19 protein-coding genes and 1 pseudogene are annotated in these 24,810 nt (G+C 60.3%); 10 read left to right on the forward strand and 10 right to left on the reverse strand.

Features of this window, described 5'->3' with window-relative positions; all coding sequences use genetic code 11:
- Positions 1-10: 10 nt before the first annotated feature.
- The 8 genes from DWG20_RS00975 to DWG20_RS01010 form a co-directional block, all read right to left on the reverse strand.
- On the reverse strand, positions 11-2,839 hold the full coding sequence (locus DWG20_RS00975) for a 2-oxoglutarate dehydrogenase E1 component (protein ID WP_115431997.1): 2,829 nt from the start codon (positions 2,837-2,839) through the stop codon (positions 11-13).
- Positions 2,840-2,982: 143 nt separating this feature from the next.
- Positions 2,983-4,272, reverse strand: coding sequence for a citrate synthase (gene gltA / locus DWG20_RS00980; RefSeq protein WP_115431998.1), 1,290 nt, complete (start codon positions 4,270-4,272; stop codon positions 2,983-2,985).
- A 69-nt stretch (positions 4,273-4,341) separates the two neighbouring features.
- Complete coding sequence (locus tag DWG20_RS00985) at positions 4,342-4,590, reverse strand: FAD assembly factor SdhE (RefSeq protein ID WP_115431999.1); 249 nt, start codon at positions 4,588-4,590, stop codon at positions 4,342-4,344.
- The gene (locus DWG20_RS00990) at positions 4,587-5,297 is read right to left on the reverse strand and encodes a succinate dehydrogenase iron-sulfur subunit (RefSeq protein WP_115432000.1); all 711 of its coding nucleotides are present in this window, start codon (positions 5,295-5,297) and stop codon (positions 4,587-4,589) included. Before DWG20_RS00990 ends, DWG20_RS00985 begins: the two co-directional genes overlap by 4 nt.
- A gap of 11 nt (positions 5,298-5,308) precedes the next feature.
- Entirely contained in the window at positions 5,309-7,096 is a 1,788-nt protein-coding gene (sdhA, locus tag DWG20_RS00995; protein WP_115432001.1) for a succinate dehydrogenase flavoprotein subunit, read from the reverse strand.
- The gene (gene sdhD, locus DWG20_RS01000) at positions 7,093-7,440 is read right to left on the reverse strand and encodes a succinate dehydrogenase, hydrophobic membrane anchor protein (RefSeq protein ID WP_115432002.1); all 348 of its coding nucleotides are present in this window, start codon (positions 7,438-7,440) and stop codon (positions 7,093-7,095) included. The genes sdhA and sdhD overlap by 4 nt, the downstream gene beginning before the upstream one ends.
- Entirely contained in the window at positions 7,434-7,808 is a 375-nt protein-coding gene (gene sdhC, locus DWG20_RS01005) for a succinate dehydrogenase, cytochrome b556 subunit (protein ID WP_115432003.1), read from the reverse strand. Before sdhC ends, sdhD begins: the two co-directional genes overlap by 7 nt.
- A 258-nt stretch (positions 7,809-8,066) precedes the next feature.
- Positions 8,067-8,792 carry a GntR family transcriptional regulator gene (locus DWG20_RS01010; RefSeq protein WP_115432004.1) on the reverse strand — a complete coding sequence of 242 codons (726 nt, stop codon included), beginning with the start codon at positions 8,790-8,792 and terminating at the stop codon, positions 8,067-8,069.
- 190 nt (positions 8,793-8,982) lie between these two features.
- Between DWG20_RS01010 and DWG20_RS01015 the strand changes: the two genes are divergently transcribed.
- The 8 genes from DWG20_RS01015 (at position 8,983) to DWG20_RS01050 (ending at position 19,577) form a co-directional block, all read left to right on the forward strand.
- Positions 8,983-9,963, forward strand: a complete 981-nt coding sequence (locus DWG20_RS01015; RefSeq protein WP_115432005.1) for a malate dehydrogenase — start codon at positions 8,983-8,985, stop codon at positions 9,961-9,963.
- Between the two features lie 158 nt (positions 9,964-10,121).
- Positions 10,122-11,226, forward strand: a protein-coding gene (gene prfB, locus DWG20_RS01020) for a peptide chain release factor 2 (RefSeq protein WP_115434698.1) whose coding sequence is annotated in 2 segments (ribosomal slippage) — positions 10,122-10,202 and positions 10,204-11,226 — 1,104 coding nt in all. Because the reading frame shifts where the segments join, the coding sequence is not laid out codon by codon here.
- 75 nt (positions 11,227-11,301) lie between these two features.
- Positions 11,302-12,804, forward strand: a complete 1,503-nt coding sequence (gene lysS, locus DWG20_RS01025) for a lysine--tRNA ligase (RefSeq protein WP_115432006.1) — start codon at positions 11,302-11,304, stop codon at positions 12,802-12,804.
- Between the two features lie 658 nt (positions 12,805-13,462).
- Positions 13,463-14,173, forward strand: a complete 711-nt coding sequence (locus tag DWG20_RS01030) for a TnsA endonuclease N-terminal domain-containing protein (protein WP_115432007.1) — start codon at positions 13,463-13,465, stop codon at positions 14,171-14,173.
- Positions 14,151-16,121, forward strand: coding sequence for a DDE-type integrase/transposase/recombinase (locus tag DWG20_RS01035; protein ID WP_115432008.1), 1,971 nt, complete (start codon positions 14,151-14,153; stop codon positions 16,119-16,121). The genes DWG20_RS01030 and DWG20_RS01035 overlap by 23 nt, the downstream gene beginning before the upstream one ends.
- Positions 16,118-17,086 (forward strand): TniB family NTP-binding protein, encoded by a 969-nt coding sequence (locus tag DWG20_RS01040; protein WP_115432009.1) that lies wholly within the window; start codon positions 16,118-16,120, stop codon positions 17,084-17,086. Before DWG20_RS01035 ends, DWG20_RS01040 begins: the two co-directional genes overlap by 4 nt.
- A gap of 47 nt (positions 17,087-17,133) precedes the next feature.
- Positions 17,134-19,080 carry a TniQ family protein gene (locus tag DWG20_RS01045; protein WP_115432010.1) on the forward strand — a complete coding sequence of 649 codons (1,947 nt, stop codon included), beginning with the start codon at positions 17,134-17,136 and terminating at the stop codon, positions 19,078-19,080.
- Positions 19,074-19,577, forward strand: a complete 504-nt coding sequence (locus DWG20_RS01050; protein WP_115432011.1) for a hypothetical protein — start codon at positions 19,074-19,076, stop codon at positions 19,575-19,577. The genes DWG20_RS01045 and DWG20_RS01050 overlap by 7 nt, the downstream gene beginning before the upstream one ends.
- Positions 19,578-19,758: 181 nt before the next feature.
- Here the strand turns inward: DWG20_RS01050 and DWG20_RS01055 are convergent, their stop codons facing one another.
- On the reverse strand, positions 19,759-20,292 hold the full coding sequence (locus tag DWG20_RS01055; protein ID WP_115432012.1) for a hypothetical protein: 534 nt from the start codon (positions 20,290-20,292) through the stop codon (positions 19,759-19,761).
- Between the two features lie 234 nt (positions 20,293-20,526).
- Positions 20,527-21,550: pseudogene (locus tag DWG20_RS01060) on the reverse strand (IS5 family transposase).
- Between the two features lie 545 nt (positions 21,551-22,095).
- Between DWG20_RS01060 and DWG20_RS01070 the strand changes: the two are divergent.
- Positions 22,096-23,037 carry an SIR2 family protein gene (locus DWG20_RS01070; protein WP_220271992.1) on the forward strand — a complete coding sequence of 314 codons (942 nt, stop codon included), beginning with the start codon at positions 22,096-22,098 and terminating at the stop codon, positions 23,035-23,037.
- Positions 23,034-24,794, forward strand: a complete 1,761-nt coding sequence (locus DWG20_RS01075) for an ATP-binding protein (protein ID WP_115432015.1) — start codon at positions 23,034-23,036, stop codon at positions 24,792-24,794. The genes DWG20_RS01070 and DWG20_RS01075 overlap by 4 nt, the downstream gene beginning before the upstream one ends.
- Positions 24,795-24,810 lie beyond the last annotated feature (16 nt).

Consider the following 24,810-nt stretch of genomic DNA (forward strand, 5'->3'; position numbering starts at 1 on the left):
ATGCGGGCACTTATTTGGCGAGGTTCATGGCTTCTTCGACGAAAGCCTTCAGCTGGGACACATGCTTGCTCATGTAACCGACGGCCGGCGACGCCGACGACGGACGGCCGGCGAATGACAGCGTCTGTTTGGCCGACAGCAGGCCTTCGAGGCGGTGGCGGATCTGGAACCACGCGCCCTGGTTCTTCGGCTCTTCCTGCACCCACATCACCTCTTTCACCTGGGTGTAGCGGGCGAGCTCGGCGGCCAGCTGTTCGGTCGGGAACGGGTAGAGCTGCTCGATGCGCACGACGGCGATCTCGTCTTCGACACCGCGTTCCTTGCGGCCATTGACGAGGTCGTAGTAGATCTGGCCGGCGCAGAGCACGACGCGCTTGACCTTCTTGGCGTCGCTGATGCCGGCGTCGCCGATCACCGGGCGGAAACCGCCGCTGGCGAACGCGTCGATCGGGCTCATCGAGTCCTTATAGCGCAACAGGCGCTTGCTCATCAGGATGATCAGCGGCTTGCGGAACGGGCGCAGCATCTGGCGGCGCAGCACGTGGAACATCTGCGCGGCTTCGGACGGCATCACCACCTGCATATTGTGCTCGGCGCACAGCTGCAGCCAGCGCTCCGGGCGGGCGGACGAGTGCTCCGGCCCCTGGCCGTCGTAGCCGTGCGGCAACAGCAGCGTCAGGCCCGACAGGCGGCCCCACTTGGTCTCGCCCGACGAGATGAACTGGTCGATCGCGACCTGCGCGCCGTTGACGAAGTCGCCGAACTGCGCTTCCCAGATCACCAGCTGGTCCGGCGCCGAGCAGGCGAAGCCGTACTCGTAGGCCAGCACCGCTTCCTCGTTGAGGATAGAGTCGACCACCAGGAACTCGCCCTGGTTGTCCGACATATTGCGCAGCGGCACGTAGGCGCCCGCGTCCCACTTCTCGCGGTTCTGGTCGTGCACGACCGCGTGGCGGTGGCTGAAGGTGCCGCGGCCCGAGTCTTCACCCGACAGGCGCACGCCGAAGCCGTTGGTCACCAGGCTGGCGTACGCCAGCGTCTCGGCCATGCCCCAGTCGGCGTCCTGGGAGCCTTCCGCCATCGCACGGCGGGCGTTCAGGATCTTCTGCACCGTCGGGTGCGGCTTGAAGCCTTCCGGCACGGTGGTGAACTTCTCGGTCAGGCGCTGGATGTCGGCCTGCGGCAGCGTGGTGTCGACCGGATGCGCCCAGTGGGTACCCAGATACGGCGTCCAGTCGACCGCGTGTTCGCGGCGGTAATTGGTCAGCACGGTCTGCTCGACGTGCTCGCCCTTGTCGAGCGCGTCGCGGTAGGCGCGGATCTGCCCTTCGGCCTCCTCGGCCTTCAGAACGCCCTCGGCGACCAGGCGCTCGGAGTACAGCGCGCGCACGCCCGGATGCTTGGCGATCTTCTTGTACATCATCGGCTGGGTCAGGAAGGGGTCGTCGCCCTCGTTGTGACCGAGCTTGCGGTAGCAGACGAGGTCGATCACCACGTCCTTCTTGAACGTCATGCGGTAGTCGAGCGCCGCCTGCATCACGTAGCACACCGCTTCCGGATCGTCGCCGTTCACGTGGAAGATCGGCGCCTCGATCATCTTGGCGATGTCGGTGCAGTAGATCGTCGAGCGCATGTCGCGCGTATCCGAGGTGGTGAAGCCGACCTGGTTGTTGATGACGATGTGCACCGTCCCGCCGGTACCGTAACCGCGCGTCTGCGACAGGTTGAACGTGCCCTGGTTGACGCCGAGGCCGGCGAAGGCCGCGTCGCCGTGGATCAGCACCGGCAGCACCTGCTTGCGCTCGGTGTCGTTACGGCGCTGCTGGCGCGCGCGCACCGAGCCCTCGACCACCGGGTTGACGATCTCGAGGTGCGACGGGTTGAACGCGAGCGACACGTGCACCGGGCCGGCCGCGGTCGGGATGTCGCTCGAGAAGCCCATGTGGTACTTCACGTCGCCCGACGGCAATTCGACCATCGGCTTGCCTTCGAACTCGGCGAACAGGTCGCGCGGCAGTTTGCCCAGCGTGTTCACCAGCACGTTCAGACGGCCGCGGTGCGCCATGCCGATGATGATTTCCTGTACGCCCTGCGCCGAGGAATGCTGGATCAGCGTGTCGAGCGCGGCGATCGTCGCCTCGCCGCCTTCGAGCGAGAAGCGCTTCTGGCCGACGTACTTGGTGTGCAGGTAGCGTTCGAGCGTCTCGGCGGCGGTGATCTGCTTGAGGATGCGTCTCTTGGTGTCGACGTCGTAGCGCGGCATCGACAGGTCGGCCTCGAAGCGCTTTTGCACCCAGTGCTTCTCGGTCGAGTTGGTGATGTGCATGTACTCGAGACCGACGTTGCCGCAGTAGGTCTGCTTCAGGCGCGCGAGGATCTCGGACAGCGGCAGCTTCTGCGGGCCGATCAGCGAGCCGACGTTGAACTGCACCGCCATGTCGGCGTCGGTCAGGCCGTGGGTGGCCGGGTCGAGCTCGACCAGCGTAGCCTGGTCCATGCGCTTGAGCGGGTCGAGGTTGGCGTGACGCGAACCGAGCACGCGGTAGGCCGAGATCAGCTTCAGCACCGACACCTGTTTCTGCATCGACGCCCACTCGGTGGCAGAGCTGACGCGCTGCCCCGCCCCGCCCTTCTTGGCGAGCTGGATGAAGGATTCCTGGATAGGCTGGTGCGGCACGTCGCGCTCGGCGGCGCCCGGCGCCTGCGAGAGCCTGTCGAAGTAGTCTCTCCACTCGGTCGGTACCGTGTTCGGATCGGCGAGGTACTGTTCGTACAGCTCCTCGATGAACGGCGCATTCCCACCGAATAGGTAGGAATGGCTGACCATGGCTTGCATCATTGTTCGGCCCCTCTGTCTCATGGGTGCGTGGCAAAAAGCGCTATGAACATGGGGCTTGTGGCCCCATCGTCATAACGCCCTCTCGGGCGTGGCAAGGTTGGCCGAGGTCTTCGCTCAGGCTCGGCCAACCTTGGCGGGACGGCTTAGCGCTTGTCTTCGGGGACGTAGTCGCGGCGTTCGGCGCCGTTGTACAGCTGGCGCGGACGGCCGATCTTCTGCTGCGGATCGGAGATCATCTCGTTCCAGTGGCTGATCCAGCCGACGGTGCGCGCGAGCGCGAAGATCACGGTGAACATCGACACCGGGATGCCGAGCGCGGACAGCACGATGCCCGAGTAGAAGTCGACGTTCGGGTACAGCTTGCGCTCGATGAAGTAGTTGTCTTCGAGCGCGAGCTTCTCGAGCTTCATCGCGAGCTTGAACTTCGGATCGTTCTCGAGGCCCAGCTCGGTCAGCACTTCGTAGCAGGTCTCGCGCATGATCGCCGCGCGCGGGTCCATGTTCTTGTACACGCGGTGGCCGAAGCCCATCAGCTTGTAGCGCTTGTCCTTCACGCCGTCGATGAACTCCTCGATGTTCGACTCGTCGCCGATCTCGTCGAGCATCTTCAGCACCGCCTCGTTGGCGCCGCCGTGCGCCGGGCCCCACAGGCAGGCGATGCCGGCCGCGATACACGCGAACGGGTTGGCGCCCGACGAGCCGGCCAGACGCACGGTCGACGTCGACGCGTTCTGCTCGTGGTCGGCGTGCAGCGTCAGGATGCGGTCCAGCGCGCGCACCAGCACCGCGTTCGGCTCGTACGGCTCGCACGGGGTCGCGAACATCATGTGGATGAAGTTCGCGGTGTAACTGAGGTCGTTGCGCGGGAAGTTGAACGGCAGACCCTGGTTGTAGCGGTAGCACATCGCCGCGATGGTCGGGATCTTGGCGATCAGGCGGTACATCGTCACGCGGCGGTGTTCCGGATCGCCGATGTCGAGGCTGTCCTGGTAGAACGCCGACAGCGCGCCGACCACGCCGACCATCATCGCCATCGGGTGCGCGTCGCGGCGGAAGCCGTTGAAGAAGCGGGAGAGTTGATCGTGCACCATCGTGTGGCGGGTCACGGTCTTCTGGAACTCGGCGCGCTGCGCCGCGGTCGGCAGCTCGCCGAAGATCAGCAGATAGCAGGTCTCGAGGTAGTCGCTGTTCTCGGCGAGCTGTTCGATCGGGTAACCGCGGTAGTACAGATGGCCGAGGTCACCGTCGATGAAGGTGATCTTGGACTCGCAGCTGGCGGTCGCAAGAAAGCCCGGGTCGAAGGTGAACATGCCGGTCTTCGAGAAGGCTCTGATGTCGACGACGTCCGGGCCGAGGGTGCCTTCCAGCACCGGCAGCTCGAGCGCGTCCTGGCCCTCTTGGTAATTGAGCGTCACTTTGCGGTTGGTTTCCACAGCAATACTCCCAGTCAAGTTTTTGTGGTCTTTGTAATGTGGTGTTGTGCGTGTCCGCACCCCTGCCGCCTACAGACTGCGCAAGAGCGCGATCATCCCTTCGAGTTCCGCATCGTCGATATCGGCCTTGCCGTTTACCACGTCGAGGAAGTCGGTGTCGGGCAGCTCGAGAAGACGCTGATAGGCGGCAAGTTCCGCTGGCGTGAGCGAATCGAAGTGTGTCTCGAGTAACTTCGAGAGCACCAGATCCAGCTCGAGCAGGCCCCTACGCGAGCGCCAGCGAATCCGCTTGAGTTCTACGGGATCGAACTCGGTCATACCGCACGCTTGACCATCAGGTCCTTGATCTTGCCGATCGCCTTAGTCGGGTTAAGGTTTTTCGGGCAGACGTCCACGCAGTTCATGATGGTGTGGCAGCGGAACAGACGGTATGGGTCTTCCAGGTCATCCAGGCGTTCGCTGGTGGCGGTGTCGCGGGTGTCCGCGATGAAGCGGTAGGCGGCCAGGAGGCCGGCCGGACCCACGAACTTGTCCGGGTTCCACCAGAAAGAGGGGCAGGAAGTCGAACAGCACGCACAAAGGATACACTCATACAGACCATCAAGCTCCTTGCGATCCTCGGGCGACTGCAGCCGTTCGCGCTCGGGCGGCGGCGTGTCGTTGACGACGTAAGGCTTGATCGAGTGGTATTGCTTGAAAAACTGGGTCATGTCCACGATCAGGTCGCGGATCACCGGCAGACCCGGCAGCGGACGCAGTTCGATCGGCTGCTTCAGGTCCTTGATGTCGGTCAGGCAGGCCAGACCGTTCTTGCCGTTGATGTTCATCGCGTCGGAACCGCACACGCCTTCGCGGCATGAACGGCGGAACGACACGGTTTCGTCGGTTACCTTCAGCTTCACCAGCGCGTCGAGCAGCTTGCGGTCGGTCGCATCGACCTCGACGCTGATGTCCTGCATGTACGGTTTGGCGTCCTTGTCCGGGTCGTAGCGGTAGACACGGAACTTGATCGTTTGGGTCGTCATCGTCGTTCCCCTTAGTAGGAGCGGGTCTTGAGGGCGATCGTCTCGACGGTCAGCGGGGTCATGTTGACCGGCTTGTAGTCGAGGCGGTTGCCGTCACGGTGCCACAGGGTGTGCTTGAGCCAGTTCTTGTCGTCGCGGCCGTTCGGCGTGTCGGCGTTGTCCGGCGCGTCGTCGCGCACGTGGGCGCCGCGCGACTCGGTGCGGGCGTTGGCCGAGATCATCGTCGCCTTGGCGACCTCGATCAGGTTCTCGAGCTCGAGCGCCTCGACGCGCGCGGTGTTGAACACCTTCGACTTGTCGGCGATCTCGCAGGTCTTCACCAGCTGTTCGACTTCGAGGATCTTCTCGACCCCCTCGGCCAACATGTCCTTGAAGCGGAACACGCCGCAGTGCTTCTGCATCACCTGCTGCATCGCGCTGCGCGCTTCGTGCACGTTGGTGCCGTTCTTCTGCTCGTCCAGGCGCTTGACGCGGGCGACCGAGCGCTCGACGTCGGCCGTCGCCAGTTCCGGCAGCTCTTCCGGTTCGCTCTTGATGAAGTCGATCATCGAGTTGGCCGAGCTCTTGCCGAAGACCAGGAGGTCGAGCAGCGAATTGGTGCCGAGGCGGTTGGCGCCGTGCACCGATGCGCACGCGGCCTCGCCGGCGGCGTAGAAGCCCGGCACGGTCGCCTTGTCGTCGCCGTCCTTCGGCACCACGACCTCGCCCTTGTAGTTGGTCGGAATGCCGCCCATCTGGTAGTGGCAGGTCGGCACCACCGGGATCGGTGCCTGGATCGGGTCGATGCCGGCGAACTTGATCGAGATCTCGCGGATGCCCGGCAGCTTGGACATGATCACCTCCGGGTCGAGGTGAGTGATGTCGAGCAGCACGTGATCCTTGTTCGGGCCGCAGCCGCGGCCTTCGTTGATCTCGGTCACCATCGCGCGCGACACCACGTCGCGCGACGCCAGATCCTTGGCGTTCGGCGCGTAGCGTTCCATGAAGCGCTCGCCGTCGGCGTTGCGCAGGATGCCGCCTTCGCCGCGCACGCCTTCGGTGATCAGCACGCCCGCGCCGGCCACGCCGGTCGGGTGGAACTGCCAGAACTCCATGTCTTCGAGCGGGATGCCAGCGCGCGCCGCCATGCCCAGACCGTCGCCGGTGTTGATGAAGGCGTTGGTCGACGACGCGTAGATACGGCCGGCGCCGCCGGTGGCGAACAGCGTCGCCTTGGCCTGGAACACGACGATTTCCGACGTTTCCATTTCCATCGCGACCACGCCCTGCACGCGGCCTTCTTTGTCGCGCACCAGGTCGAGCGCCATCCACTCGACGAAGAAGTGGGTGTTGGCGCGCACGTTGCGCTGGTACAGCGCGTGCAGCATCGCGTGACCGGTCCGGTCGGCGGCGGCACAGGCGCGACGCACCGGCTTCTCGCCGAAGTTCGACATGTGGCCGCCGAACGGGCGCTGGTAGATGGTGCCGTCGGCGTTGCGGTCGAACGGCATACCGTAGTGCTCGAGCTCGACCACCACTTTCGGCGCCTCGCGGCACATGAATTCAATCGCGTCCTGGTCGCCCAGCCAGTCCGACCCCTTCACGGTGTCGTACATATGCCAGTGCCAGTGGTCCGGCTCGGAGTTGCCGAGGCTGGCGGACACGCCGCCCTGCGCGGCGACGGTGTGCGAACGCGTCGGGAACACCTTGGACAGCACGGCGGTCTTCAGACCGGCCTCGGACAACTGCAGCGCGGCGCGCATGCCGGCGCCGCCGGCGCCCACGATTACCGCATCGAAATGACGAACAGGTACGCTCATTGCAGCCCCCAGACGACTTTAACCGAGTAGATGAAACAGGACAGGAGCCACACGATGGTGAAGCTGTGCAGCGCGAGGCGCACGCCCACCGGCTGGACGTAGTCCATCCACACGTCGCGGATGCCCACCCAGACATGCAGGAACAAGGCGAGGAGCGTGGTCTGGGTCAGCACCTGCACCCAGGTCTGGCCGAAGAAGGCTTGCCACGCTTCGTAGCCGGCCGGAGCGGTCAACAGAAACAGGGCCAGCGCGAAGGTGTAGAGCGCCATGATCACGGCGGTCACGCGCTGCATGACCCAGTCGCGCAGGCCGTAGCGCGCGCCGACGACGATGCGGTTTACCATAGGAACACCCCCAGGACGACGGTCAGCGCCAGGCTCACGCCCAGCACGGCTTTGGCGGTCGCGCGGGCGGTTTCGAGCTCCAGCCCTTTGTGAATATCGAGAAACAGAAAGCGGATGCCGGCACAGAAATGATGCAGGTAGGCCCACATCAGGCCGAGCAGCACCAGCTTCATCAGCGGGTGTGCGACGACGGCGCGGTAGCTTTCGAAGGACTCGGCCGAACTCAAGGAGCCGGCGAGAAGGTAGATCAACAAGGGGAGAGAGAGGAACAGCGCCACCCCACTGACCCGGTGCAGGATCGAGACGATGCCCGGTACGGGCAGTCTGATCGTCATCAGGTCCAGGTGCTTCGGTCGTTGCTTCTGCATACTGGCTTCCTTGGACAAAAAATTACCAAGCGATTGAATCCGGCTCGTCTTGCAAGGACATGAAACCCGCAAAACCCTGGAGCCGCCTGAACGCCGCACCGGGACCTCCCGGGTGCGTCATCCAAAGCCGCCGCTGCCCCGCCCACACGGGAAACAGTCCGGCGGTGGATCTCGCCTGAACGGCCTTCGACCGGCCGTTCGTTTTTTCTTCATCAACTTATATAGGTTGCATCAGCGTTCGCCGCGCCCCCTCATGTTCTATCCGCGCAGCTGGGTATACGCCACCTGCTGGGTCAGGCAGTAGCGCATCCGCCACTCGACCGGGTCGCCCTCGATCGAGGTCGACAAACGGGTCACCGCCAGCACCGGGGTATCGGCCGCCACCATCAGCAGCTGGGCGTCCTCCCGGTTCAGCGCGGAGATCCGCATCTGTTCCATCACCGTTTTCGGTCGCACGCCGAACCGGCGCTGCAATGCAGCATAGACGCCGCCCGCCTGGCGCAACCAGCGCGCCTCCAGCCCTTCGAAGCGGTCGGCCGGCAGGTAGGCATCGTCCAGCGCGACCGGCTGTCCGCCGAGCCGCCACAGCTGGCGGACCCGGATCATCGGCACCAGACGGCGCAGGCCCATCAGCTCGGACACTTCTTCCGGCGCGTTGGACTTCCAGCAGCCCAGCAACTCTTGCATAAGACTTTCCTGGCGCCCCGACAGCGTGCCTATCGTCTGCAAGCGTGCTTCGCCCCAGTCGCTCGCCGCTTCGGCGACGAAGGTGCCGCGGCCCTGCTGGCGGTACAAAACGCCCTCTGCGACCAGTTCTGTCAACGCCTTGCGGACGGTCCCCTGGCTGACCGACAACTCCTCGGCCAACTCCCACTCGCTCGGGAGCGCCGCGTTTTCTTGCCACTCCCCCTCGGCGATCCGGCGCAAGAGTAGCTGCTTGATCTGCTCGTATAGGGGTTGGCGGCGGAGCTTGTTGCTGGTCATGGCCGACTTTTTACCATCATTGGCCGCAAGGCGTAAACAAAGTCTTATATAAGACATATATATGGATAACCCTAGGTCGCAAAAGGCATTTGCGGCGGCGCAACATCGCCAAAACGCGTGTTACACTCGAAGCACAACACGACCCGTCTGTTGTTCCATAAGGGCAACCTAGCGAAAGGAGAACGCCACGATGAAAGCCCCCGTACGCGTTGCAGTGACCGGTGCCGCCGGTCAAATCGGTTACAGCCTGTTGTTCCGCATTGCCAGCGGCGAAATGCTCGGCAAAGACCAACCGGTGATCCTGCAACTCTTGGATCTGCCGCAGGCCCAGGCCGCCGTCAAAGGCGTGATGATGGAACTGGAAGACTGCGCCTTCCCGCTCCTGGCCGGCATGCTCGCGACCGACGACCCGAACGTGGCGTTCAAGGACGTGCAGTACGCCCTCCTCGTCGGCGCCCGCCCGCGCAGCAAGGGTATGGAACGCAAGGACCTCTTGGAAGCCAACGGCGCCATCTTCACCGTGCAGGGCAAGGCGCTGAACGACCACGCCGACCGCAACGTCAAGGTGCTGGTGGTCGGCAACCCGGCCAACACCAACGCGTGGATCGCGATGAAGAGCGCGCCGGACCTGAATCCGAACAACTTCACCGCGATGTTGCGTCTGGACCACAACCGCGCGCTGTCGCAGCTGGCCGCCAAGACCGGCAAGCCGGTCGCCGACATCGAGAACCTCGCGGTGTGGGGCAACCACAGCCCGACCATGTACGCCGACTACCGCTTCGCCACCATCGACGGCGAAGCCGTGAAAGCGCTGATCAACGACGAAGCGTGGAACCGCGACGTGTTCCTGCCGACCGTCGGCAAGCGCGGCGCCGCCATCATCGAAGCGCGCGGCCTGTCGTCGGCCGCGTCGGCCGCCAACGCCGCGATCGACCACATCCACGACTGGGCGCTCGGTTCGAACGGCAAGTGGGTGACGATGGGCATCCCGTCCGACGGCTCCTACGGCATCCCGGAAGGCGTCATGTACGGCTTCCCGGTAGTGTGCGAAAATGGCGAGTACAAGATCGTGCAGGGCCTGGAAATCGACGAGTTCAGCCGTGAGCGCATGAACTTCACCCTCGCCGAGCTCGAAGAGGAACGCGCCGCGGTCGTTCACCTGTTCGGCTAAGCGATACGTCGCCGGCCACGCAAAAGCGCACCCCCCGGTGCGCTTTTGCATTTGTTCTGGCCGCTGCCGATGCGCGGTTCGAGACTCATAAAGAAGAGCCGCGCCCCGACAGCCGCCCGGCACGCACGCATATCTATTGTTGATTGGAGAATCCCATGATCGAAGCCGAAGTGCTCAACCAGACCGACGCGACCCTCAACGACCTGGCTCATCGCAGCCAGGACATTCGGGGGTATCTTTGACTACGCCGGCAAAAAGGACCGGCTGGAAGAAGTCTCGCGCCTGACCGAAGACCCGGACATCTGGAACGAACCGAAAAAGGCGCAGGAACTCGGCCGCGAGAAGAAGCAGCTCGAGGACGTGGTGCTGGTGCTCGACGAGATCGGCCAGACGCTGAACGATAGCGGCGACCTGTTGGAAATGGCGAAGGAAGAAGACGACCTCGAGATGCTCGAAGCGGTGCAGGCCGACCTCGCCGCCGTCGAGACCCGCCTCGCGCAGCTCGAATTCCGCCGCATGTTCAACCACCCGATGGACCCGAACAACTGCTTCATCGACATCCAGGCCGGCGCCGGCGGCACCGAGGCGCAGGACTGGGCCGGCATGCTGCTGCGCATGTACCTGCGCTACGCCGAGCGCAAGGGCTTCAAGGTCGAAGTGCTCGAGGAATCGGAAGGCGAAGTCGCCGGCATCTCGAGCGCGACGATCAAGGTCGACGGCGAATACGCATTCGGCCTGATGCGTACCGAGACCGGCGTGCACCGCCTGGTTCGCGTGTCGCCGTACGACTCTAACGCGCGCCGCCACACCTCGTTCGCGTCGGTGTTCGTGTACCCGGAGGTCGACGACTCGATCGAGATCGACATCAACCCGGCCGACCTGCGCGTCGACACCTACCGCGCGTCGGGTGCCGGCGGTCAGCACATCAACAAGACCGACTCGGCGGTGCGCCTCACGCATAACCCGACCGGCATCGTCGTGCAGTGCCAGAGCGACCGCTCGCAGCACCGCAACCGCGACGAGGCGATGAATATGCTGCGCGCCAAGCTGTTCGAGCTGGAAATGAAGAAGCGCAACGAGGCCAAGCAGGCGCTGGAAGACACCAAGACCGACGTGGGCTGGGGCCACCAGATCCGCTCCTACGTGTTCGACCAGAGCCGCATCAAGGACCTCAGGACCAGCTTTGAAGTCGGCAACATCAAGGGCGTGATGGACGGCGACCTCGACGGCTTCATCGAAGCCAGCCTCAAGCAGGGCGTGTAAGCCGCCCCACTCCCCAGAACGCAGGAAGGTTGGCCGAGCCTCGGCCAACCTCGAGAAAAAATCCCGGAGACCCGCATGTCGGAACAAGACAACGTCCTGCCGCAGCAGGACGAAAACCAGATCATCGCCGAGCGCCGCGCCAAACTGAAAGCCATCCGCGAAGCCGGCATCGCCTTCCCGAACGACTTCAAGCGTGAAGACCAGGCCGGCAAGCTGATCGCCCACTACGCCGAAAAGACCAAGGAAGAACTCGAGGCGCTGAACATTCAGGTCGCCGTCGCCGGCCGCATGATGCTCAAGCGCGTGATGGGCAAGGCGAGCTTCGCGACCGTCCAGGACGGCACCGGCCGCATCCAGTTCTACATCAACGACCAGGGCGTCGGCGCCGACATCCACGCCTCGTTCAAGCACTGGGACATGGGCGACTTCCTCGGCGCGCGCGGCACGCTGTTCAAGACCAACAAGGGCGAGCTGTCGGTCAACGTGTCCGAACTGCGCCTCTTGTCCAAGAGCCTGCGCCCGCTGCCGGAGAAATTCCACGGCCTGGCCGACCAGGAACAGAAGTACCGCCAGCGCTATCTGGACCTGATCACCAACGACTACTCGCGCGACACCTTCATCAAGCGTTCGCGCACCGTCCAGGGCGTGCGCGAGTACATGGTGAACGAGGGCTACCTCGAGGTCGAAACGCCGATGATGCATCCGATCCCAGGCGGCGCCACCGCGAAACCGTTCGTCACCCACCACAACGCGCTCGACATGGCGCTGTATCTTCGCGTCGCGCCGGAGCTGTACCTGAAGCGCCTGGTGGTCGGCGGCATGGAGCGCGTGTTCGAGATCAACCGTAACTTCCGCAACGAGGGGATGAGCACGCGCCACAACCCCGAGTTCACCATGATGGAGTTCTACGAGGCGTACGCCGACTACCAGCGGATGATGGAGCTCACCGAAGGCGTGATCCAGTCGGTCGCGCGCGCGGTGTGCGGCGGCCTGCACATCCACTACCAGGGCAAGCCGGTCGACCTGTCCAAGTTCGACCGCCTGACCATCGTCGACGCGATCAAGAAGTACAACCCAGACTACACCGACGAGCAGCTGAACGACCGCGCGTGGCTGAAGGACGAGATCGTCCGTACCGGCGGCAAGCCGGTGCTGACCGACGGCATCGGCGGCCTGCAGCTGTCGCTGTTCGAGGAAGTCGCCGAGAGTCAGTTGTGGAACCCGACCTTCATCGTCGACTACCCGGTCGAAGTGTCGCCGCTGGCGCGCGAATCCGACCAGCACGCCGGCATCACCGAGCGCTTCGAACTGTTCGTCGTCGGCCGCGAGCTCGCCAACGGCTACTCCGAGTTGAACGACCCGGAAGACCAGGCCGCGCGCTTCATGGCGCAGGTTGAGCAGAAGGACGCCGGCGACGACGAGGCGATGCACTTCGACGCCGACTACGTGCGCGCGCTCGAATTCGGCATGCCGCCGACCGGCGGCTGCGGCATCGGCATCGACCGTCTGGTGATGCTGCTGACCGACGCGGCGTCGATCCGCGACGTGATCCTGTTCCCGCAGATGAGGCCGGAATAAGCGCGTCAGGAAGCCAGAGCTGTTGTAGGTTTGCAGTGTTGGTGACTATTTTGAGCATCCAAATGATGATTCAAACAGTCGCTTTAATTCAGAGGCCCCGACAGAGTGTCGGGGCTTTTTTCTTTTAGCCAGTTAAACAAAAATCTTTGCATACTATTATGCATTATTTAAATTTTCGCCGCGAAAACATATATGAAATCATGCAAATTCAACAAAGAATTTCTTCACTCCCATCATGAGCAAAGCGCGGGAAACCTAGTAATTCAAAGGGCTTTGCGAGAGCAACTTTAGTCTCATTTCAATTTTCACTGGTAAAAACACCGAATTAATTTACTAGCCAATTTTTTAAAAATTTGGCCTATATAGAAGGTATCTCATCGCATGCCTGCCGCGATGATCGTTAACCTAGATCGGAAAGGAAAAAGCTATCGAAGAGAGTGCAGAGAGGAAGTGCTGGAAACAAGAAAGGGCAAGCGACTAGCGCTTGCCCTTCACTTGAACCTTGGTGACCGAAGAGTATTCGATACGAAGGCGTCGACACCCAAAGTATCGTCTCTTCCCCTACCTAAGGTCAAGTCTCCGTTCGTCATTATTTTTGGATCTCGTCAGCAAGAGACGCATAAGTGCGCCTGGATACTGGCGAGATCATGGAGACATCATGACTCGCCATTCATATGCCACGGGCCCTTGGTCAGGCGGGCAGCGGAATGTTCATGTTCCTGCCCGCAGCATTATCACCCCGACTGGAACCATCATCCGAGGTCGCTTTCCATCCGTCACCGCGAGACGGATGGTCGGATTCGAGCAACTGCTAGAACGAGACGCACTGTACCTATGTGACTTCGCACCGCAGGTGGTCGATATCAGGGAACAACCGTTCAAACTTCAGTACACCATGGGCAACAAAGTCCGTCGCTACACTCCAGACTATGCACTCATCCTGAAAGACGACTCGTCCCTGATCATCGAGGTAAAGCCGGCTCGCTCTCTTGCCAAGTCGGAGATCCGCGAGAAGCTCCTATACATCCGGGATGCAATGCGTCGCCAAGGTCATCAGTTCATCGTGCTCTCGAGCGACACCGTTCGAGCTCCGCATCGTCTGGACAACCTCAAGCAACTTCATCGTGACCTGCGCCAACCACTCTCGACTGAAGACATTTTGGTAAAGCAGCAGTTATCCGACTGCTTTGGCGCCAGCACCCAGGTTGCCATGGGGCTTCTCTCGCAGTGGCTAAGGAGCACCGTTCCCGTTCTGCGCCTATTGGCTCATGGACAGGTGAGCTGCGATCTAAACCAGCTCATCACCGACGACACGCTGATCACACTGGCAAAGCAGGAGGCCGACTATGTCTTCGTCGATTCGCTTTAACAAAGGCAGCTCCTTCCTTTTGGACGGGCGCGAGGTCAGTGTGACCCGGGTGATCAATGGCAACCTCGTTACGCTGGAAGATGTCGTCTCATTGGTGGTTTACCAGTACACGAAGGAGCAGCTGCTGGAACTATGGGCGGCCGGGCGCACCTCGCCAAAACCGGGTATCAACTTTCCTTCCGAGGGCTTGCAAAACCACTCATCTCTTACCGCGCTGTGCAGTTACCCGCAGAAGCTGATCGATGCGGCCCTGCGTCGGCAGAAATATCTGGACGCACTGACGACCATGATGGGGAAGGTCGTCTTCACCCCTGCCAAGTTGCAACCCCTTCTCGAGAAAATCGCCAAGCAGCTCAACGACTCCAAGGTGCCGGGCGTGGCATCGGTCTATCGCTGGTTCAAGAGGAAGTTGCAGCACGACAACCATCCTCTTGCTTTGCTGGAGAAGGCACATTCTCGCGGATGGTTTGGCTGCCGATTCCCAACCGAGGTCCAAGAGGCGCTGATCGAATTGATCGAAACCCGCTATCTGGAACCTCCTGGATGCAGCATCGCGGACCTCCATGACGCCTTACGAGTCCGAATTCATGAGTTGAATCAGCTACGCACCACCAGCGGGGACCTGAAGTTGCCGAGCTACCACACGGTACGGCGCGCTGTTCTGGCCTATCCGGCTTATGAACGAGCGGTCGCCAGGTATGGCAAACAAGAAGCGTCTCTTCGCTTCCGCACCAGCTTGGCAGGCCCAAAGGCGAAGTTCATTCTGGAGGTAGCCGAGGTCGATCACACGCCGGTTGACCTGTTCGTCGTCGATGAGCGGACAGGCATGCCACTCGGCCGCCCCTGGCTCACGGTCATCATCGACCGCAAGAGCAGAATGATTCTCGGCATCTACGTCAGTTTTGGGGGGCCAAGCACTGAAGCGGTGTTTGGTTGCCTGCGTAACGCGATCCTGCCCAAAACCTACGTTAGAGACCACTACCCGCGTGTTGAGGGTGTCTGGCCTTGCCATGGGCTCATGCAGACCTTGGTCTGCGACAACGGCCTCGAATTTCATAGCCGCGCACTAGAGCAGGCATGCTTCGATCTCGGGATCATCCTTCAGTTCTGTCCAAAGCGGAAACCTTATTTCAAAGGCGTGGTGGAGCGCGCTTTTGGCTCGATTTCCCGCAACTTTCTGCATGCCCAACAGGGAACCAGCCTGGCCAACTGGATGGAACGCCATGGCTATGACCCGCTGAAGACCGCGGTGGCAACCTTTGACGAACTGATGCACGCCTTGCACATCTGGATCATCGATGTGTACTCGGTCAAGTTCCATCGTAGCCTCAAGCGTACTCCGCTAGGTATCTGGCAGGATGGCATCCATGACAACCCTCCAGCCCTACCTGACCTTCAAGTGCTTGATGTAGCGTTGACTGAGGATGAAGACCGGGTGCTCTGGCACTACGGCATCGAGCTGTTCAACCTGCGCTACAACAGCCGAGACGTCTATCCGATCCGCTACCAGTACGGCGAGAAGGTGACAGTACGGGTTCGGTACAATCGCGCCGACCTTGGCCACATTTACGTCGTTCACCCGGGGACTGGAGAGACCATGAAGGTACCGGCCATCGAATTCGACTACGCCTCGGGCCTACGTCTGGAAGTCCACCAGCTCATTTGCCGTGAGTTGCGCGAGGCCGGCCTATCCGAAACCGACCCGCTCAACCTCGCCCAAGCCAAAGAGCGGATACGCCAGGTGATCGGCGAGCAACTGGCCAGCAAAAAGCTCAAAAAACGCAAACAAGCTGCTCGTTTGTCTGGCGCCAACTCCCTGACGGTCCCGTCACAGCGTCCAGTTGCTTCGCCTACCACGTCCAGAGAAATCAAGGCTGCCCTGCCTACCGTTACCCCACGGCAGTTCAAAACCAGCTCCCACCCTCTGGGTAAAGGAGATCGGCCATGATCACTTCCGGCACTGACTTGTATGACGAAATCGGCAAGGTTGAACAACGGCGGCTGCTGTTCCCCGATTTTGATAAGGCCTATCGCCGCATCAGCCGTATCCACAGGATGTCGCTCGCCGGCAACCAACCGCGCCATCTGATGATTCTTGGCCCATCAGGAGCGGGCAAAAGCTCAGTCCTGGAAGAGTACGTTCGCTACTTCCCGGTGATCGAGGAGCCCGAACAGCGTCGAATTCCGGTACTTCGGGTCGAAATAAAATCTTCGCCAACCGTGCGTAGCCTGGCCGAAGATATCCTGAAGGCGATGGGCGTCCCGATGGCCTACCGGGGCACCGTCAACGAAAAAACCGACAGGGTGATCTCATCCCTTCAGAAACTGAAGGTAGAACTCCTCATGCTGGACGAGGTTCAGCACCTGCTCGGAGCCACAAAGCGAAGTTTCGGCTCAAACAACGAGACAGAGTGGCTCAAGACCCTGCTCAATCAGATTGATATCCCTGTCGTGCTCGCCGGGCTGCCCTATGGGCGGGCTCTTTTGAGCACAAACGAGCAGCTGCGCCGACGCCTGGATGGAGTCCGTAACCTCAATCCCTTTTCAGTCGAAGACGAGGACTCGGCTGCAGATTTCGCTGGGGTCATCAGCTGGTTCGACAGCGAAATCCATTCGGGACACCCGATCGGGCTGCATGAGGGCGATATGCTCTACCGGCTCTACTACGCCACGGACGGCCTGATCGGCTATCTCAGCAAGCTGCTGATCGGCGCGCTGGAGATCCGCCTGGAGCATGGCCATAAGCAGGTAGAAAACTGGATGCTCGAACAGTCGTTCACGCAAAACCTGTGGGACGAAGGCGTTGGGACCCTGAACCCGTTCCATAAGAAATTCGTGCATCGGCGACTGAACAAAACGAACGAACTCTTTGCCCCCACTGCCTTCTCGGCCATGGCAGTTTCTGCAACCTAACCCCCGAGGGCCCTTGCTAGGTCAGCCGCCTGGTGAGGGCATTTTCTATGCTTCCGCTTCTCCCCATTCACCCTCTGCCGCTCCCGCTGGAGAGCGCGATCGGCTATCTGCTGCGACTGGGGGCAGTCAACGATTTGCCAACGCTGCCCTGGCTACAGGCCTTCCAAAAGCGTATGGACCTACCTGCTCAGAGCCTCGAAGCCTTCTTCGAACAAACGACAGGACATGGCGCGACGGAAATGAACTGTCTATGGGGGCCCTCCATCCCCACCCTACCGATCAACCCCGAGCGCAAACTTGGCATCAAGACCACCTACTGGAACCTCCACCACCGGCGTTGGTGCCCTGACTGTCTGCGAGAGTCTGGCTACTGGAAGACCGAATGGTTGCTGACGCTACAAGTGGCCTGCCCCGCCCATCGGCGTTTGCTTCACGAACTGTGCCCGGCCTGCCAACAGCCTGTGAGCTGGTATAGCGGTGGCTTACACCAATGCCGCTGTGATCACTCACTCACCACTGCCGCTCCGATGCCCACATCCGCAGAGTTGTGCCAAGTTGCTCAACTTATCAGTGAGAAGTTTGCCGCAGCGACTGAGACCCCATTCCCAGCCGCAACCAGCGATCTTGCCCACTTGCTAGAGGACGTGCAGCTTCCCCGGCTGCTCGACCTGCTATGGGTGTTGGGGTGCTATGGACATTTCCGCTCACTCAAGAAGTCGCTGAAGGTGCAGGACCACCACCGGCTAGCCGTCGCATTGCCGGTGCTCGAGAGCGCTGGCCACATGTTGACGCAATGGCCCCATGCCTTTCATGCCCTACTGTCCGACTCTTGTGACCAGACACAAACACATGCTTTGCACTTATATAAGTTCACAGGTCCCCGGCTGCTCGCCCTTAATCGAGCCCTCAGCCACCCTGAGCTGCATTTTGTGCGCCATGAGTTCGAGCGCTTCATCTCGGCACACTGGAAAGGGGTCATCGGTGAACGGCATAGGTTTTCCGAGGCCATTACAGCCGACCACGCGACCATCCTTGCCAAGGAAGCTGCCGAGACTTTGGGAATCTCCCGGAAGAAACTGAATGTGCTGGTCGATCAGGGGCACATCCAAGGCTGGTATCAGCAATCCAAGGGCTCCCTTCGCTACCTCGTCGTCGACCGCAAGTCGGTGCTGCGCTTCCAGCGTGGTAGTGCCGATGCGTTGCACACACTCGCAGAGGCGGCTGACTATCTTGGCCTCTCCCATCCACGACTCAAGTTGCTCGTTGAGGCTGGTCTACTGGCCCCCTTACGCCAACCGGAAGGGGATAATGCCCAGCACCTACACTGGGCATTTGAAAAGTCTGAGCTGGACAGAGTTCTCGGTGACTTGCGCATCCAAGTCCATGCGACCCCAGCATGCAGTAGCGTGATCTCCCTGGAGGCCGTCTGTCGTTCCCGAAGCCGAACTGGCGCCGACTTCATCACGCTCATTCGTGCCATACAGCGTGGCGAACTCGACTGCATCGCCCGTGATCCCAGTCAGCCAGGCCTGAAAGGGCTGCTACTCGGCCGGACCCAATTTGAAACTTGGTTTGCGGAACACCTGCAGTCGCAGCAGTTGTACTCCATCTCGCCTGCCGCTCACTACCTGGGGCTCAAGGAGCATGTGCTGTCCTGGCTGCGTGATAAAGGGCTACTGTATGGATTCGAATATCCCGAAGGTGCTAAAAGTCCTAAGTTACCGAGGCCGGTGCTGGATAGCCTTAAGGCCCGCTATGCCTGGGGTTTGGAGCTAGAGAGGCTAACGGGATACGGAAGGAAGTCTGCGGCACGTGCGCTGATCAACCGTGGGGTGTGGCCCGTTACGGGCCCTGCGGTCGATGGTGGAACGACTTACCTGTTCTTACGTGCGGACGTCATCGCTTTTCAGAGACACCAGGCTCAGTACACACGGCACGGCTCCCATAAAGCATTGCCATGCAAGGCTGTCGGAGGTGGAGGCCACACATGTTGATTTTTCTTGATACGGAGTTTGCCGACTTCGCCGACCGCGAGCCTATCAGCATCGGCATGGTGTCTGAAGATGGTCGACACGTTTTCTACGCGGAGCTACAAGACTTCGACCGTGATCGCTGTAGCGCTTTCGTACGTTCGACAGTGTGGCCCCTGTTGGGCCAGATTCATGGAGCGACGGTCAAGCGGATTGACCTCCCCAATCGGTTGCGCACCTGGTTTGCCACACTGCCCAGAAGGGCGACGATCGCGTGCGATAGCCAGTTTGACCGCGAGGTGTTGGGAACAGTGATCGGCGGACCGTGGCCGGCCAATCTAGCTGGATGGTTCGACTTGCGCCCGCTGATTGACACGACGGTTTTTGACCAGGCGGTAAGCGCTTATCACGATCAACCGGGTCGGCCTTGGCATCACGCTCTGCACGATGCCCATGCTCATCGTGCAGGTTGGCTAGCATGGATGGACAAACGCCGGCGCGACAATGCCAGGCAGGAATGAGTAACCGTGCAAGATAGCATAATGAACAATAAACAGCCGTGAGCTGATCCGAATTTCCGGGATAGGGGCGATCACATGGCTCAACAGCAGCAGGCCCAAATATAGGATTTCCCGGATAGGCTACTGCAGTTGCTGGCAGGTCCGAGGCTGCCATCGGTGGCCCTGTTGTATGCAGACTCTGCTACCCATTGATCTCCGCATAGATGGCCTTGATCAACTCAAGTGTCTCTCGGCAGAGCGGTATCACGGGGGTACCTGCATCTCGCATGCTCCCAAAGTGGAAGTCTTCAGGTAAGGATGGTCCGGTAGCCATCACAGAGAGTGAGAAGTGGTGAGTGTTCTTCTTCCGAAACTCATAGAGCTGCGTGGTGATGGGCGTCAGACCCGCTGTCTTCACATAGTTCGGATTGCTCGTGCGCTGGGACACCTTTACATGTCTTCGCAGAACAGCAAGTCCCTCATGATCTATACAAGGATCTTCGCTATGTGGATCTGTGTAGCGGAAGTGGGCCATAAGTGCAGACGATTCGAAGAAGCTGTATGCCGCATTCAGAAACGCAGACACCAACCACCTGAACCTGTTGCGATCCGTTTCCACTGAGAGAAAATCAAAGAAGAACTCGCATTCTCGGACTTTGTCGTCCAGATCCGGGACTGACTGTATGTCCCAGCGACGGAACCAGTCATTCAAGTCGAATGCATCGGTATTGGACATGCGAAACCTAACGTGATGTATCCGCTATAAATTGCGTCTTTAAAGAGATGCCATTCATGGTGCGTAGGGGAATCCGGAGCCCCCCTCATGGGAACCTCTAAATACCGCCTCCGGCAGCGCATGTTGATCTTAAAGATGTCCTCTTTCGGCCCCACCGCCCGTGCTCAAGGCCTGGGCGCTTGATTTTTCACCCGGGAGAGTTGCTTTGGTCGCGCGCCGGGCGCGCTTTGGGCGTCAGAAGGCCTCGACGCCGATGGCCTTCAGGCTGCACAAGCGCCGCAGATTGTAGCAGGCTGCCTTGCAGTAAAGCTGCAGTCGGGCACGAGCCAGGCCGATGCTCCGCAGCAGCTTGCCGCCCATTTGGCTGAGCGCCGCGAACGGATGTTCCACGCGAGCTCGCACCCTGGCAATGCGCCGGTTCCGCCGGTGCTGGCAGTCACTCAGCGGTTTGCCGGCCTCCGCCTTGCGCTGGATCTGCACCCGCCAGCCAGATCGTGTCAGGCGCGCTGCCCGCGCCTGATCGACGTAACCTTGTCTGCCCACACATCGCGGCCGGTATTGCCCGCGTCGAGCACGGCCTCCAAGTGCAAGGTGTCATTCTCGTTGGCCGGCGTCACCACCATCCGGCGGATCAGTTTGCAGCGCTTGTCCACGCTGGCGTGCAGCTTGTAGCCATACCAGGACTTGCCGTGCTTCTTGGTCCAGCGGGCCTGCGTGTCCTTCTGCCGCCGTTTCGCCGGCGACCAGTCCGCTGGCGTTGCCTGCTGCTCGATCCAGGTTTTGTCTTCCTTGCTGAAATGCAGGGTCGGGGCAGGCACGAGGCTGGCGTCGACGATCTGTCCGCCGCGGGCGAGGTAGCCCTGTCGGAGCAATTGCTTGTTCACGGCGTCGAACAACACGCTGTAGGCCTGTTGCTCGACCAGACGCTCGCGAAAGCCCCAGATGGTCTTGGCGTCCGGAATCTGGCTGCTGTCGCGCAGCCCGACAAAGCGCTGGTAGCTCAATCGGTCGAGCAACTGGAACTCCATCCGGTCGTCGCTGAGATTGCTCAGCTGCTGGATCACCACGATGCGTACCATCACCTCGGTCGGAAACGGTGACGACCACCCCGCGACCGATCAGGGCGCGGCGCCACCCGGTCCACCTCGGCGGCGAGCGCGGCAAAGTCGATCAGCGCTGCCAGTTGTTGCAGGGTGTCGCCCAACTTGTCGATCCTGGCCTCGCGCTCCGCGCCGGCAAACAGGCTGGTCTTGATCATCGTGCAGTCCGGTTGGTTGGCATCCTTGCATCATGCTGGAAGGGGGGAGGTTTTTCGAGGTTCCCTCATGCCTTAGGAGGCCAGCCGGATCAGACTACGGATGGCAAGCCACTCAAACTGCTTGGCAACTGCGCTATGTGATTCGCAACAAGCATTGCAGTCTGCGCACCGGGCGGCCCTCTACTAGAGGTCTAGTAGCGCAGTGCGATTCACCCTGTTGTCTTGAGTGAATCATTCACACCATTCCATTGTTGTACAATGGAGGTCAAGGTCAAACTTTGGGTCGCCGCGTGACCTAGACGTGCTCGGCCATATCCCCCATGTGAAGCAAGGACTACCGGTTGGGTTGCCTGAGGGCCCGAAGTGCCTACCGCCCCAAGGGGAGCCCACAACCATCTGACTGCCGCCGTGGCAAACGCGCTCAGCTTCCAAGTTCGAGAAAAATGGACTTACATACCTTGAAGTCTAGCCTGCAGGCCCATCTAAGTGACGGGCTTGTCACAATTGTGGGGTCTGGTCTTTCTTGTGCGGAAGGACTGCCAGGGATGGGAGAGCTCGCAGATTATCTGCTGGCCCATGTTGGGCATGGACTAAGCGGTGCAGACGCTGATGCATGGTCAGCTGCTTTGCCACTCATTTTTACGCATGGTCTCGAAGCAGCCCTTCTTGCTGCGCCGCCCACCCCACTACTTGAAGCTTTGATATCCGCAGCAACAGGTCAACTCATATCGGAGCGGGAGCGCAAGGTTGTGTCCGAAGTGTTTGCCGGTAAGCGGAAGTTACGGCTGACAAGACTGTTGGCGCACATGGTTAAGCCAGCGGTGGGCATGACCATCGTGACGACCAACTATGACCGCCTTGTCGAGATTGCAGTCGAGGAAGCCGACATCGGCGCTGATACGATGTTTACCGGGAGGTTTGCTGGACAGCTGAATGAGCTTGAGAGCCGAATGAGCTTTTGCCGTGGTGTCGCGATAAATCCCCGTCGCACGGCCACACTTCAGTTCCGACCGCGGGCTTTGATTTGCAAGCCACACGGAAGCTTAGATTGGTACGCAAGGGATGGACGTCCAGTCTTCTATGCAGGCGACCTACCCGATGCTATTCGTTTGATCATCACGCCGGGTCGGAACAAATTCAGAAATGGATATGAAAGTCCATTCGACCATCATCGCTCGCGGGCCAACGATGCAATTGATCGGGCCAGCCGCTACTTGATCCTTGGTTATGGCTTCAATGACGACCATTTGGAAACGCACCTGTCACCCGGCATCAAGAGTGGCAAGCCCACATTGATGCTCACGCGGTCGCTCTCCACCGTAGCTAGGCAACTGGCACTCATGCAGGCCAATGTGATTGCCCTTGAGTACGCCAACCTGGATGGGGTTGAAGGCACATCAGCCATCGTAGAGCAAAAAGAGTTCTTCTTTCCGGGAGTCGGGATGTGGGACGTAGATTCGTTCGTAACGGAGGTTCTTGAGCCATGACAGCTACATCCGCAGCATTGCAATTTGCAGAGGCCGATCTACTCGGCCGTGTTTCGTCTGTTGATACGAGTCGTGTCGCTGTCGATGTGTCGAACTCTGTTTTGTTGACTCGGATCGGCATCGGCAACCTGATCGCAATCAAAGGCAGCACCGAACAAGAGTTTTTGATCGCAATCACCGAGCGAGTTACACGAAGTCTCAGCGACGGCCTGCCAGATGAACTATCCACTGACGGAGATGAGTTACCGTTGGTTGCCGTACCGACAGACACAGTCCGAGGAGCATTGATCGGGACTTTCCGGACCGTCGATGGCGACAAGAAGAATACGTTCAAGCGTGGCGCAGACAGCTTTCCGCAAATTGACCGGGAATGCTATGTCATTGAGAGCGCAAACCTTCAAAGATTCATGGGTATCCTCGGTGCAGATTACCCCGAAAACGAGCGCTTGAAGTTGGGAGTCTTTGTTGCTGATCGTACTGCGGAAGCAATCGCTAGCGGTGATAAATTCTTTCAGAGACATGCTGCAATTCTGGGTAGCACGGGCTCTGGTAAGAGCTATGCGGTGGCGTTGATTCTGGAACGGGCCGCACAGCTCAAGTATCCGAACATTCTGGTTTTTGATATGCACGGGGAATATGCCCCGTTAGCCGATACGACCAAGGGTGGTTACGCGACCCGCCTTCGCATTGCCGGCCCGGGAGATCTCATTGCGCAGGCAGACGATGCGCTGTTCTTGCCTTATTGGCTGCTGAATCGCGATGAGATGCTATCGATGATTCTCGACCGCAGTGACCAGAATGCCCCGAATCAGGCATCGAGGTTCACGTCTCACGTTCGTGCCTTAAAGCAGAAAACACTTGAGGCCGAAGGCAAGTACGATGTTGCGAAAACTTTCACCGTTGACTCGCCAATCCCTTATGCGCTCAAAGATCTCCTAGATGTCTTGAACATTGACAACACAACAAAGGGGGTTGGCAAGAGCGGTCCAGTTAAAGGTGAGTGGGAGGACAAGCTGACGCGCTTCATCTCACGAATGGAGGCCAAGCTCGAAGACCGGCGCTATGGTTTCATGTTTTCACCACCTGCTGCGGCCAATACGTATGGTTGGCTTGCAGCGCAGATCGCCCGGTTGCTGAGCTCGAATGGCGGAAAAGGCATCAAGGTCATCGATTTTTCCGAAGTACCATCTGACGTTTTACCCGTGGTGACCGGAACACTGGCTCGGTTACTCTACGATGTGCAGTTCTGGATGGCAGCGGAGAAGCGAACACCTGTTACGTTGCTTTGTGACGAGGCGCACTTGTACTTGCCCGTCCGCGACGATGCAGATGCTGTTCAGCGGCAAGCCCTTGGAGCATTCGAGCGGATTGCAAAAGAAGGACGGAAGTACGGGTTCTCGCTGCTTGTCGTCAGCCAACGTCCCTCAGATGTCAGCCGAACAATTTTGAGCCAATGCAATAACTTCTTGTCGCTACGCCTTACGAATGACATGGACCAAGGGGTTATCAAACGCCTGATGCCTGACTCGTTGGCGGGTCTGACGAGCGTTCTTCCTCTGCTGGACACGGGTGAGGCCTTGATGCTGGGAGATGCAGTACTTTTGCCGTCACGCATCAAGTTGGATGTTCCAACGATAGCCCCCGACAGCGCAACCCGTGACTTCTGGAAGGACTGGGGAGCGCAAGCACCAGATGAGACTGCGTTGGCGAAGGCTGTCGAGTCTCTACGGAGTCAGACTAGGAACCTAGGTATCTGATTGGTGCCGTTGGGAG

The organism is Crenobacter cavernae (genome assembly GCF_003355495.1).
In the GTDB taxonomy this organism is placed as follows: Bacteria; Pseudomonadota; Gammaproteobacteria; order Burkholderiales; family Chromobacteriaceae; genus Crenobacter; species Crenobacter cavernae.